Source organism: Staphylococcus shinii (assembly GCF_017583065.1).
Classification (GTDB): Bacteria; Bacillota; Bacilli; order Staphylococcales; family Staphylococcaceae; genus Staphylococcus; species Staphylococcus shinii.
The window spans coordinates 168,780-182,393 of the sequence record NZ_JAGEVL010000003.1 but is presented as its reverse complement, the minus strand read 5'-3'; the positions used below and the strand labels follow the sequence as shown (position 1 = coordinate 182,393).

At 32.0% G+C, this 13,614-nt stretch carries 10 protein-coding genes; 4 read left to right on the top strand and 6 right to left on the bottom strand.

Annotation, left to right across the window (positions count from 1 at the left end; all coding sequences use genetic code 11):
- The first annotated feature begins 268 nt into the window (after window positions 1–268).
- On the top strand, window positions 269–1,840 hold the full coding sequence (gene mbcS / locus J5E45_RS04740; RefSeq protein ID WP_101051062.1) for an acyl-CoA synthetase MbcS: 1,572 nt from the start codon (window positions 269–271) through the stop codon (window positions 1,838–1,840).
- A gap of 548 nt (window positions 1,841–2,388) precedes the next feature.
- Here mbcS and J5E45_RS04735 read toward each other — a convergent pair.
- Window positions 2,389–3,000 (bottom strand): YIP1 family protein, encoded by a 612-nt coding sequence (locus J5E45_RS04735; protein WP_208181689.1) that lies wholly within the window; start codon window positions 2,998–3,000, stop codon window positions 2,389–2,391.
- 243 nt (window positions 3,001–3,243) lie between these two features.
- Here J5E45_RS04735 and J5E45_RS04730 point away from each other — a divergent pair, with 243 nt between their 5' ends.
- Complete coding sequence (locus J5E45_RS04730; protein WP_069792620.1) at window positions 3,244–3,717, top strand: DUF805 domain-containing protein; 474 nt, start codon at window positions 3,244–3,246, stop codon at window positions 3,715–3,717.
- 418 nt (window positions 3,718–4,135) lie between these two features.
- Here the strand turns inward: J5E45_RS04730 and J5E45_RS04725 are convergent, their stop codons facing one another.
- Window positions 4,136–5,563, bottom strand: coding sequence for an aldehyde dehydrogenase family protein (locus tag J5E45_RS04725; protein ID WP_039069466.1), 1,428 nt, complete (start codon window positions 5,561–5,563; stop codon window positions 4,136–4,138).
- Between the two features lie 165 nt (window positions 5,564–5,728).
- Window positions 5,729–6,313 (bottom strand): TetR/AcrR family transcriptional regulator, encoded by a 585-nt coding sequence (locus J5E45_RS14485; protein WP_338061894.1) that lies wholly within the window; start codon window positions 6,311–6,313, stop codon window positions 5,729–5,731.
- Between the two features lie 115 nt (window positions 6,314–6,428).
- Between J5E45_RS14485 and J5E45_RS04715 the strand changes: the two genes are divergently transcribed.
- Window positions 6,429–7,922: a CoA transferase gene (locus J5E45_RS04715; RefSeq protein ID WP_208181688.1), complete on the top strand. Its 1,494-nt coding sequence runs from the start codon at window positions 6,429–6,431 to the stop codon at window positions 7,920–7,922.
- 161 nt (window positions 7,923–8,083) lie between these two features.
- On the opposite strand, the gene J5E45_RS04710 is transcribed toward J5E45_RS04715, so the two are convergent.
- On the bottom strand, window positions 8,084–9,571 hold the full coding sequence (locus J5E45_RS04710) for an MFS transporter (protein WP_208181686.1): 1,488 nt from the start codon (window positions 9,569–9,571) through the stop codon (window positions 8,084–8,086).
- Between the two features lie 95 nt (window positions 9,572–9,666).
- The gene (locus J5E45_RS04705; RefSeq protein WP_039069460.1) at window positions 9,667–10,488 is read right to left on the bottom strand and encodes a MerR family transcriptional regulator; all 822 of its coding nucleotides are present in this window, start codon (window positions 10,486–10,488) and stop codon (window positions 9,667–9,669) included.
- 259 nt (window positions 10,489–10,747) lie between these two features.
- Here J5E45_RS04705 and bioB point away from each other — a divergent pair, with 259 nt between their 5' ends.
- Window positions 10,748–11,716 carry a biotin synthase BioB gene (bioB, locus tag J5E45_RS04700; RefSeq protein ID WP_107549105.1) on the top strand — a complete coding sequence of 323 codons (969 nt, stop codon included), beginning with the start codon at window positions 10,748–10,750 and terminating at the stop codon, window positions 11,714–11,716.
- A 284-nt stretch (window positions 11,717–12,000) separates the two neighbouring features.
- Here bioB and J5E45_RS04695 read toward each other — a convergent pair whose 3' ends face one another.
- Window positions 12,001–13,431 carry a YfcC family protein gene (locus tag J5E45_RS04695; RefSeq protein WP_039069457.1) on the bottom strand — a complete coding sequence of 477 codons (1,431 nt, stop codon included), beginning with the start codon at window positions 13,429–13,431 and terminating at the stop codon, window positions 12,001–12,003.
- Window positions 13,432–13,614 lie beyond the last annotated feature (183 nt).

The following is a 13,614-nucleotide window of genomic DNA, read 5'->3' as shown; positions in this document are numbered from 1 at the left end:
TCAAAGTTATTTCTAAATTAGTCAGATTTTCATAAATCAAGTACATAGTAATTTTAATCATACTTTAAGTATATATAGTAGCATATTATAATAGGAAGGTATTGATATAGTTAAAGTCATAATTGTATCTTTTTATATAGAGAAGGATTAGAATTATGGTGTTATTAAGTAATAGGGTTACTTTGTATTAACGAAAGTATGATTAATGGTTTGTGTTTGCATATGTAAATACGTTAATTATAGATTTAGAATTAAAGGAGAGTTAATAATGAATAAAAAAGATTTAGTCGCTCCAGATACGTATAATATCGTTAGCGAAATCGAAAAATATACAGCTGATGAAAATAAAAAAGCTATTATTTTTGAAAATGCTGAGGGCGAAACACAATCAATCACATATGATCAATTGATAAAAAATGCGAACAAAGTCGGCAATATGTTTTTAAAACATGGTTTACAAAAAGGTGACAAAGTTCTTGTGATGATGCCGCGTTCTATTGAAACGTATGAAATTTACATAGCCGCTTTGAAATTGGGCATTGTAGTAATTCCAAGCTCTGAAATGTTACGTACAAAAGATTTACAATATAGAATTTCACACGGAGAGGTCAAAGCTATCGTCGTAACTGCTGATAGTATTGACGAATTTAAAGCAGTTAAAGAATATAACACGTTAACAAAATTTATCGTTGGTGGAGAGTACGATGATTGGTATACGGTCGATTCAGAATCGGTTAGAGAAATAGATCAATTACAAATTGCTGATACATCTAAAGATGATATTGCCTTATTATCATATACATCTGGCACAACAGGCAATCCGAAAGCTGTGGTACATTCACATGGTTGGGGTTATGCACATATGCAAATGGCGCCTAAACATTGGTTGAGTATTAAAGAAGACGATATTGCATGGGCTACTGCAGCGCCTGGTTGGCAAAAATGGGTGTGGAGTCCGTTTCTTTCAATTATGGGATCAGGCGCAACAGCATTTGTTTATAATGGTAAATTTAACGCGGAGAAATATTTAGAATTACTACAAGATTATAAAATTAACGTTCTTTGCTGTACACCTACTGAATATCGTTTGATGGCAAAACTCCCTAATTTAACGGAGTATAACTTAGAACATTTGCATAGTGCAGTGTCTGCAGGTGAACCTTTAAATAGAGAAGTTGTAGAAAAATTCCAAGCTAATTTTAATCTTACAGTTAGAGATGGATACGGACAAACGGAAAGTACTTTATTAATCGGTTTCTTGAAAGATACAGAAAGTCGCCCAGGGTCTATGGGCAAAGCAATTCCTGGTAGTTATGTTACTGTTATCAATGATGATGGTAAACTAGCAGAAATTGGTGAAGTAGGCAATATAGCAGTGCCGTTAGACTTACCGGCATTATTCAAAGGTTATTATAAAGACCCTGAACGTACTGCTGAACCCAGAATAGGAGATTATTATATCACAGGTGATTTAGCCAAATTAGATGAAGATGGTTATTTCTGGTTTGAAGGACGTAAAGATGACATTATCATCAGTTCTGGGTATACAATTGGACCATTTGAGGTAGAAGACTCACTTACAAAACATGAATATGTAAAAGAATGTGCTGTAGTTGCTAGCCCACATGAAATTAGAGGTAATATCGTTAAAGCTTTTGTTATCTTGCAAGATGATATACCAGCAACTGATGATACAGTCAAAACACTTCAAGACTATGTAAAACAAGACGTTGCACCATACAAATATCCACGTGCTATAGAGTTTGTAGAAGACTTACCAAAAACAAACTCAGGTAAGATTAGACGCATTGAATTAAGAGAAGCAGAAAAGAATAAGTAATTCAGTTATTAAACAAAATCGTTTGTCACTTTTATTAAAGGTTTTGTAGTTATTATTATTACAAGTTTCTTTTTCTGGCGTCATCATGTAGAAAATATAAATTTATAAAGGAGATTTTTATTTGAGTATAAATAAAGATTTCAAAATTTATGAGATTATATTTATCGTTATTGCAATTATTTTTATTGTCATTAATTGTTTAGGTCTTTTTGAAGTTGTTCATTTTACAAATAATGTCCAGAATATCTTTCAAGCGATATTCACAATGTCTATTGGCATAGCTTATATAAGAAAGTCTAAAGTGACAGGAGTATTATTTATAATTACTAGCATCTTATTTATTACAAGTATTTTATTATGATTTTAAAATTTAAATAATACAAAAAAGAACCCGAAACATTTATCTATGTCTCGGGTTTTACTCATATAGGTACTATAGAGTTGAAATGGAAAAGTAGTTCACGTAGGTCTCTAGTGTTACTTATCCACGCGTTGCAGATCAAATAGCACTTAAAAATTTATAATTTTAAAAGTTACTGATTCCATAATTATTGGAAAGAAGCACCAATTAATGCAAAGCCTACTAAGATAACTAAATAGACAATAGACCATATAATTGCTGATTTTTTAGAAAAACGATTTGTAGCTAAGAGCATTACGCCAAATACATAAGCGCCTATAAGTGTTTGTAAGTTGAATGCACTAAGAAAGCTATTGCCTTTATCAAAAATATTGAGACTTGTTATGACATAGTCCGTTGGTGACAAGCCTGCAATCCATTGAATAAAAATCACGATAAGTCCAATTACACTAGTGATAACTGTATAGCTTAATGTAGCTGAAAAAATAGATTTAGCACTAGCATCAGATTTCATGATTTTTGAAATTAATAGGAAAATAACAAATGTAATACTGATGCCGATAATGCCGCCAACAATGCCACTAATGACTCCGGTGATTTGTCCTATGGCTTTCGTTTGTTCAAGCTCTTGCCCGCTTAAACCAGTGTCTTTAAACAATGTATCATAGTCAATTAAACTACTGCTAATCAAGGTGGATAGTACCACAACGATAACAGCAATAAGTAATTTTAATGCCCATTTAGGATTAGCCCGTAAATTTGAAAAATGTTGAGCTAATGGTAATTTAGATGTTTCCATATGTATATTGCCTCCTAAGTGTATCTTTTTAAAAAGCATAACACGTGCTACAATATATTAAAACAACTTATTAAAAATTAACTAAATACAATAAAAACTTTAATTTTGATGTAAAGTTAGTTTGCTATTAACATTTTATCATTAAAGTTTAATTGTTAATTTATGATATTTTATATATTTATTGTTGCGAGATAGTGTTTCGATTTTATTGGTTTAATAAAACATACATAGAGGTGCAAATTGATGTTACATTACTACAAGTTATTTTGGATTAATGCCTTAAATGTTACAGGTAGATCACGAAGAAAAGAATATTGGTATCCTATTTTAATGAATATACTTCTTTATATTGTGATAAGTTTGTTTTTATATATATTACCAATTCCAACTATAATAGAAGAAATAATTGGTTGGTTAATATATATATTAGTTACAATTGCGATGTTCACTGTTACAGTTAGAAGATTTCATGATGTAGGTATGACTATGTTAATACCAATTATCATTTTTTTAGTTACTTTTTTTGAGGATATAAATAACTTTATAAACCTAGATATTATGAAAATAGATAATACTGGGCTAGATATCGTATTTGTTATAGCTGGAGTTATTTATCTTGTTATCTTAATTGTTGCATTAGTGATTAGTTGTTCAAAAGGGCAAAAAGAAGATAATCAATATGGTCCGAATCCTAAAAGCAAGGATTATAAAAAATAAGTAATTAGAGTATTTTATAACTTTAGTTATGATAAATTTTAAATAAGCATTTCCTCATTCTCTAGAAATAAAGGTTTATAGCTATTAATGATTGTCAATTTGGAATCTTTGAACAAGGATGTGAAGGTAATGTGTAATCAAACAAAAAGAAAGTTAAATAAAGAGAGCAAAGAAAGTATTTTTACTATCATATTAGATGTATTCCTTAATATAATTGGTGGAATAGTGAAAGTGGTTAAAAATATTTTGACTTAATATGATGTAAAAACAATTTTGTAGTATATATAATATAAGAACCCCAAAAGTTGAATTCTAAAGTTCAGCTTTTGGGGTTTATTACATTTCAAATGGAAGTGTATTTGATTAGTGTTTCATTTAAATATAAAACAGATGGGCATCTTGCTTTAATTACTATTATTTATTGAAAGAATCCAGAAATTGATTTAACTTCTAAGAATTCTTCAATTCCATAGTCTCCCCATTCTCTACCGATACCAGATTGTTTATAACCACCAAATGGCATATCAGCACTTCTTGGGTGTTCATTAATTTCAATAACGCCTGCTTCAAATGCAGTAGCTACTTTTTGTAAAGTGTCCATATCTGAACCATACACGTACGCAGCTAAACCATATTTTGTATCATTTGCGATTTTGATTGCTTCATCAACATCGCTGTAAGTAATAATAGACATTACTGGTCCAAATATTTCTTCTTGAGCGATAGTCATATGATTATCTACATTTGAGAAAATAGTTGGTTTAATGAAGTAGCCTGTTTCAAGTCCTTCAGGTTTACCTTCTCCACCTAATTCAATTGTTGCGCCTTCTTGTTCACCAATTTTAATAAATTCTTGGATTTGATTAAATTGTTTACTGTTAATAACTGGTCCCATCTCTACAGTTGCATCTTGAGGGTCGCCAACTTTGATTGCACTCATTTTTTCTTTTACTTTTTCAATGAACGCATCTTTGATAGATTCTGGAACAAGCGTTCTTGAGCCGGCAATACAAACTTGTCCTGAATTACCAACTACTTTATGAACTGCTGCATCTGCAGCTTTGTCTAAATCAGCATCTTCTAAGATGACATAAGGCGATTTACCACCTAATTCAAGTGATATTTTTTTAAAGTCTTTACTTGCTTTTTCCATAATTTTACTACCAGTATTGCCAGAACCAGTGAAAGATACCATTCTAATTTTTTCATTTTCAGAGATTGGGTTACCAACACCAAGACCATCACCATTTACTAAGTTGAAGACGCCTTTAGGTACGCCCACTTTATCAAAGATTTCTGCTAAGATAATTGCAGCAAATGGTGTTTCTTCTGAAGGTTTTAACACGACAGTACTACCTGCAGCAAATGCACCTGCTAATTTTATTGATGTTTGATTTGTAGGGAAGTTCCAAGGTGTAATTAATCCTGCTACACCGATTGCTTCTTTCATTACTAGATTGTCGCCTCTGCGCTCTCTGAAATTAAAGCTATCTAAAGCATCTCTTGCTGCTTTAAAATGTGATAATCCCATTTCGTAATGAACATTTTCAGATGTTGTAATTGGTGTACCAAGCTCTAAAGTCATCGCTTTGATTAAATCATCTTTACGATTTTCGTATTCTTTGACGATATCGTTAAGTAAGTTTTGACGGTATTCTATTGAAGTATTACGGAATTCTAAATAAACGCTATCTGCTGCATTTACCGCATCTTCAACGTCTTGAGCATTACCTTTAGCAATTTTACCGAAAGCTTCTTCTGTTGCTGGATTAATAACATCCATTGTTTCATTGCTGTGACTTTCTACCCATTCTCCGTTGATATATTGTTTTGTTTGATTGAACATATTTACACTCCTCTTAGTCTTTTATATTCATAGTCCAGTTCTTGTGAAGTGAATTTCAAACTGACATTAGGTGATAATACTACCGTTTTAATCGGGTTTCAATATTTTTGCTTAAATACTGAGAAAATATTTTAACTTTATTATTATTTGAAATTTCAATGAATTTTACTTTTCTAAAACACTTATTGGACCATTTGAATTAATAAAAATCATGCTATGGGTCAAAGCAATAGGTGACATTTCAAAATCAGAAAGCACCCACTCATAGATGATACCAGTATAGGCAGAAGCGATATATGTACATAAAAATTGATCATCAATTTCTAAATTGTGATTATTAACAATAGTATTGCTTAAAAAGTTAATGTAGTTTTCTTTAAAATAGTTATACATGTCTAAATTGAACATAGGGTCATTGAGCATTAAAGTTTTGAATAAATAGCGATGATGAATAATATAATGAAAAACTTGGTTTGCTAAGTACAATTGAGCATCTAAAATATTTTGATGCTTATTAAAGAAGACATAAGGGTTACCAAATAATTCATTGAGTGTTTGTGTTTTAATATTTTTGTATAATATATCAATATTTTTATAGTATTTATAGAATGTCGCACGTGTGATATTAGCCCCGTTGCATATATCAGATACTGTAATATCAGGTAAAGCGCGTTTTTCTAGTAATAACAACGCCGAAGCTATAATGCTTTTTTGAGTTTTATTTCGCTTATTCGTATAAATAAAAAACACTCCTTAAAAATAAACAATTATAAACGAAGTGTATATTTTTGAACTTTCGCTTACTTTAATGAGTATAACGAAATAACTATAATGAAATAAAGCTATTGAGAAAGAAGGAAAAGAAATGCTAAATGAAGACTTAAAAACAGTGTTACTACACAATTATCAAAACCGTATAAATAAAGACGATGATTTTGATATTAATTCTGAGCTAGAAAAATTATTGAATGATATTGGCTATTCAACTGCGGATGCTGGTGGGGAAGTTACATTCTATGGTAAGGATCCAATACAACCGAGTACACTAAGAATTGCTTCATTAGCTGGTATTGGCTTAGCTGCCAAGTCTGTTGCGCTTGCATCCTTATGGCAAAACAGGGGAGGTAATGGACAAGATATTTATGTAGATATAAGAAAGGCTTTGAAACGTTTATCTCCTTTTTATGAAAGAAAATGGGAAACACTAAATGGATTTCCTGCTAAACAACAATATTTTCCAAATAATCCAACAAGATTTAGCTTTTATCAAACAAAAGATAATCGATGGGTAATGCCATTAAACCCTTACCCAAGTTCACATAGACATACGCTTGAACTTATCAAAGCATTACCAAACAAGCAGTCTGTCGCTCATGCGATTAAACAGTGGGATGCCAAAGATTTGGAAGAATCTGCTGCTGAAAAAGGCGTCGTGATGCCTATGGTAAGAACATTGCCTGAATTTATGGAAGAAGAACAGTTTAGATATATTGCTAAAGAACCACTTGTTACGATAGAGAAAATTGGTGAATCAGAACCCGAAAGCTTCAGCGTAAACCCTCAACAACCATTAGATGGCGTCCGTGCGTTAGGCATGGGTCATGTAATTGCTGGTGCAGGTTTAGGAAGAGGATTAGCTTTACATGGTGCAGATGTATTAAATGTATGGAGACCTTCTGAGCTAGAAGAGGAAACTTTATTATTAACTTCACATATCGGCATGAGATCAACTTATTTAGATATCGATCATTCAACTGAACATCAACAAAAATTTGATGATCTATTAAAATCAGCAGATATATTTTTCATGAATAAAAGATATGGTTTCATGCAAGAGAGACATTTAACTCCCCATGAACTTGCCGAAAAAAGACCCGGAATTATTCATTGTTCTGTTAATTGTTATGGTGATCAAGGTCCTTGGTCAGATAGAAATGGTTTCGATCAAACTGCTGGAAGCGCTACGGGTGTTATGGCATTAGAAGGTACCGAAGATCAACCTAAGCTACCACCAATCGTGGTTGTGAATGATTATGTCATATCATGGTTGTTAGAAACTGGAGCGATTAAAGCGTTAGAAAGAAGAGCAAAAGAAGGCGGCAGTTATAGAGTTCAGGTTAACTTGAGTCGTGTTTCCCTCTATTTAATGTCCCTAGGTATTTTTGAAAAAGCATATGTAAATGATGTTTTTAATACGACAGATACCCATGCAATTGTCGATCCTGACCAATTTGAATCTGAGACACCACTCGGGCATTATATCGGTGTGACTGACCAAGTTACGATGTCAGAAACACCTGGTTATTACCATACTACATTAATTCCTAGAGGATCTAGTAAACCAGAATGGTTATCGTAAGGCTCTGAAGTTACTTTATTTAAAGTGTGCTTAGATTGCGTATTAGTTAGTTTGATAGCTACGATTGTGTTTAACAATGATATAAAAACATGAGTAAAGCAGATGAAATGTTCATAAATTGAACGTTTCATCTGCTTTTTATAATCTTATGATGTTCTTATTTATTCAGGCAATCGTTTATGTTTTAAGTCCATCCATATCAATAAGATAATGGTAAATGCTAGTGATAAAATACTTATAACAATAATGAGCGAAAAGGCATCGTCATATGCTGTTTTGCCAGCATCAATAAGTTCTTTGCTGATAGGTAAAGGGAGTTGTTCGGCTTGGATCAATGTCTCATCTAAACTGCCTTTTACCTTAGATAAATCAACAGAATTATTATTAAAATTAAAGAATAAACTGTAGAAAACAGAGAATAATCCGCCTAAAATTGCGATGCCTAATGAGCCACCAAATTCAAATGACACTTCTTCAATAGAAGCGGCCATTCCAGAATTCTTATCATCCGTATTTGACATAATCGCGTTAGATGCTAAGGTCATTGCGCTGCCTAAACCAAGACCAATTACGATTAAAGTAATAATTTGTATGGCTAAATGTGCATGTAAAACCCAATAAAACGCTGATATACCAATGAAGGCCAATAGTAATGTTACCCATTGTAGTTTTAACGTACCAAATTTAGTTAATATGATACCAATCAAAATTGCGCCTACCAGTGAGGCTAAAGCCATCATCATTATTATTAACCCAGCATTTAATGGCGTTAAGCCTAAAACAAGTTGTAGCCTTTGAGAAAGAATATATTCAAGTCCCATCAATATAAAGGAAGTTGTAATAGCAACAATAGTACCGCCAGTAAAATACGGGTTTTTAAAGATTGCTAAATTGATTAATGGGAATTTTAATCTATTTTGTCTTCTAATGAACATAGTTATAGCAATGAGTCCAATAGCGAAAGCCCCGAATAATATTACTAAATTATTATCTGGTTTAGCTAATTCTTTGATTGCAAATACAACTGTAATCAGTCCTACCATGATTTGGAATGAGCTTATAAAATCCCAACTACCATCTTTGTTTGTAGGGTATTGAGGTATTAAAATATAAGAAATAATTAAGACGATAATCACAACAGGTATATTGATAATAAATACAGATGGCCATGAAAATTTCTCTAATAATAGACCACCTATTACTGGGCCTAAACCTGCACCAGCTGCAGTGATTGCCGACCAAATGCCTAGTGCTAAAGCACGTTCTTGGTAATCTTTAAACGTTAATTTAATGATTGATAGTGTTGAAGGCATCATTGTAGCGGCGCCTATAGCTAATAACACTCTAGCCATTATTAATACAGTTGGTGTCGTAGCGCTTGCTGCTAGTAATGAAGCACCACCAAAAATAACCAAACCAAGTAAAAACATTTTTTTATAGCCTACATAATCTCCTAATGTGCCTAGACCAGGTAATAACCCTGCAACTACTAAAGCATAGGCATTAACAATCCATAATTTTTGTGTAGCTGTCGCTTCTAAATCATGTGTTAGCAATGGCAGAGCAGTATATAAAACTGTCATGTCAATCACGATTAAAAATAATGCACTAGAGACCAAACATAAGATTATCCATTTTTTAATATTCATAACAGTCACCTACTTTCCATATATAAAAATATAAACTATACGGTTACCATATAGTCAAGAATGGTTTTGTAAGTTTTTATGAAAAATAGAAAGTGTTAAATTTTTTCGACTGCTATAGAAATTTTTGTGACATATTTATCGGGCCCATTAGTACTGATTTCATCAACAACATATTCTTCAAAGCTATCACCAATCATTTTAAATCCAGTGTTTATTAGATAATCTTTAATTTTTTTATGTGTTTTGTATAATGTTTCATCAGGGCCTTCATGATAGGCAATAATATACTGTCCTTTGTTTCTAGTAAAATGTGATTGCTCTATATTTTGTTCTACTTGAATATAAAAATTTGTAAACTCAGTGTATTTATCATTTTGAATATTATTTTTAGCAATAATTACACCAATAGGATAACCAGAGTCTAAATGATTAAACTTTACAAAATTGATAAATGACATGAGTTTATGCGATGAAGATTTAAGTGTTACATCGCCGATAGTATCACTTAACAAATAGTATTGTGTTGGTAACGTCACAATATCTATAGATGAAAAGTCAGCTTTGTAAGACTCATATAAATAATTCTTTTTATTTTGTATGGTTAGCTTTTGTTGTTTTAATTGTTGGATTTTCAAATCTATTTCTTTTTCTTTGTCAGCTAACAGATTAATTGTTTTAGGTAGTGAGCGAATATCTAAAAATTTCTTTATTTCAGTAAGCGATAAACCAAGCTCCTTCAATATATCAATCACACTATATATTTCTAATTGTTTTAAAGTGTAAAATCGATAGCCTTTGTCATTTCTATATTGAGGCTTTAAAATACCAATTTCATCATAATGGAAAAGTGTCTGCTTTTTTACACTACATAATTCAGAGAATTCTCCCGTCGTAAATAAAGTTTCTGCTAAACTCATGAATTACCTCCTACGCGTTAATAATATGTAAAGTAATATAATTATCATTCAGTAGTTAAAAACATTCAAATATTTAGTAGGAAAATATTGTCTATTGTCATAGAAAATAAAGAGGATTACGAAGTATATTGAATTAATGCAAGTTAAATGTAAACTAAAATATATAAAAGGTTTACATTTAGTGTTGATTAGTTTTATGATGAATTAAGTAGAAATTTAAAAATAATATTTAATTCATATTTTAAAAGGGGATGTATATATGAAATTAGCTCAAAGTATTTTACAAGGAAAGCGGTTGACGAAAGAAATGTTACTGAATTTATATACAGACGCAAGTGTAGATACATTAGATTTGCTAAATGAAGCATATATTTTGAGAAAACATTATTATGGAAAAAAAGTGAAATTGAACATGATTTTAAATGCAAAAAGTGGTATATGCCCAGAAAATTGTGGTTATTGTGGGCAGTCTAGAGATATGAAGCAAAAACAAAGATATGCATTAGTTCCCGAAGAACAAATTCTTAAAGGTGCTGAAGTGGCACATAAACATGACATAGGTACGTACTGCATTGTAATGAGTGGCAGAGGACCTAGTAATAAAGAAATAGATCATATAAGTAAATCAGTAGAAGAAATTAAGGCAAAACATCCTCAACTTAAGATATGTGCGTGTCTAGGGTTAACAAATGATGAACAAGCTAAAAAACTAAAGCAAGCTGGCGTGGATAGATATAATCATAATATTAATACGAGTGAAAATTATCATGAGGAAGTTGTAACTACGCATACATACAAAAATAGAACGGATACGATAGAAATCATGAAGGAAAATCATATATCGCCATGTTCTGGAGTGATTTGTGGTATGGGGGAATCTAATCAAGACATTATAGATATGGCATTTGCATTGAAAGAAATAGATGCGGATAGTATCCCTATCAATTTTCTGCATCCTATTAAAGGGACAAAATTTGGTGACATGGATGAGTTAACACCAATGAAATGTTTGCGAATCATAGCGTTATTTAGAATTATAAATCCGTCTAAAGAAATTCGGATTGCAGGAGGTAGAGAGGTTAATTTACGTTCGCTACAACCGCTAGCTTTAAAAGCTGCAAATTCAATATTCGTGGGAGATTATCTTATTACAGGTGGTCAGCCGAATAAATTAGATTATAAAATGATAGAAGATTTAGGTTTTGAAATTGATTTTGGTAATTATTGATTACCAATAAAGTAGCTCATGGTATAAAAATCTTTAATGTAGTGTGATTTAACTCCTATAATAGTGAAGGGAACAGGAGAAACTCGTCATAAGTTTATCTCTTGCTCCCTCGAAATTAAACATTGTCACAAAAAGACATATAGATTGTTAAGCATCGCTTCTATCTTCTATGCATGGTGTTATTTTAAGCGTACTGTTTTGCGATAAATATCATAGCACATGCAATTTTTGACTTAGTCATGCATATTATATTTTTAAAATACTACTATGTGATAAAAAGTTATTTAAGACCATCCACTAAGTTGAGCAATAATTAATGTAATGATAGAAATAATTGCCCATATTATAAAGAGTGGGAAGAAAAAGCGGATCCATTTAGTATAAGAAACACCACCTATGGCTAATGCTGCCATAAAGTAACCGCTTGTAGGATAAAATATGTGCGTGAAGCCATCGCCAAGTTGGAATGCCAGGACAGCAGTTTGTCTAGTAATACCTAACATATCAGCTAAAGGAGCCATAATTGGCATTGTAACCAACGCTTGCCCACTACCAGAAGATATTATGAAGTTAATAAGCACTTGTACTGCATACATGCCAACGACTGCAATTGTTGGCGTTGTACCATCAATGACTGAACCTAATCCATGGACAATGGTGTCCATAATCTTGCCATCTTCAAGAACTACAGCAATGGAACGTGCAAGGCCAACGATAATTGCACCCATGAGTACATCTTTAAAACCATCATTGAAAGCTTCACAAATAGTTTGTGTTGATAGACCTGAAACGAATCCGACGATAACACCCATAAATATAAATAAACCGGCCATTTCTACCATGAACCAGCCTTGGGTAGTGACGCCGTAAACTAGAATAATAAAGAAGACAAAGATAACAGCGATGCCCCATTTTTGTCTTGTTGTAGCTTTAGTTGGTGCATGTTCTGTAATGTGCTGATACAGCTCTCTTTTTTCTGAGTCATCTTCATATACGGAGCTTAAAGTAGGTTGTTTTTGAACTTTTCTAGCATAACGCATAATGAAAATAATTGTGACTGCTAACACTACGATAAACAAGATGATTCTCAAACCGATACCCGAGAATACTGGAATACCAGAAAGCTTTTGTGCTAATCCTGTATTGATAGGGTTAAGTACACCTACTGTAAAGCCAACAACTGTTCCACAAAGAGCAATCGCTGTGGCAGTGATAGAATCATAGCCTAAAGCGATAATGAGTGGAATGATGACAGGAATATAAACAAGTGATAGTTCTGCAGTACCAATTAAAGTAGCCACAATGGCAAATACTGTAGTTAACACAGGGATAATAAATATACTTTTATAAATAAAGCGACGTGCTAAGTTATCAACAGCAATTTCGATGATACCCGTTCTTCTAAGTACCATGAACATGCCGCCAATAATTAATGTAAAGAATACGATTTCCCCAGCTTCAATAAGTCCTCTAGGAATAATCGATATAAAGTCGACAATGCCTACGGGTGCAGAAGTAATGTAGTGAAATGAATCAGCATCCACCATTTCTCTGCCTTCAGGCCCTTTAATTCTCTTAAATTCACCTGATGGAACAATATAAGTAGCAAGCGTAGCGATTACACCAAAAATAAATAAAATGACATAGATGTGTGGCATTTTAAATTTTTTCTTAGGCTTTGGCGCATGCTTGCGTTCTTTATTGAAGTAACTCAAATAACCTCCCCCTTATATAAATGCTAAATAAATTAAATTTACCATAAAATAATTAAAAATAATTTGTTAGATTCTGAAAATTTAGAAATATTTTTGTTGATTTTTACATTTTAATATACATATGAAATATTAATTTACAATTATAAATAAAAAATTAAATGATTATATGTTTGAAATGAGCGT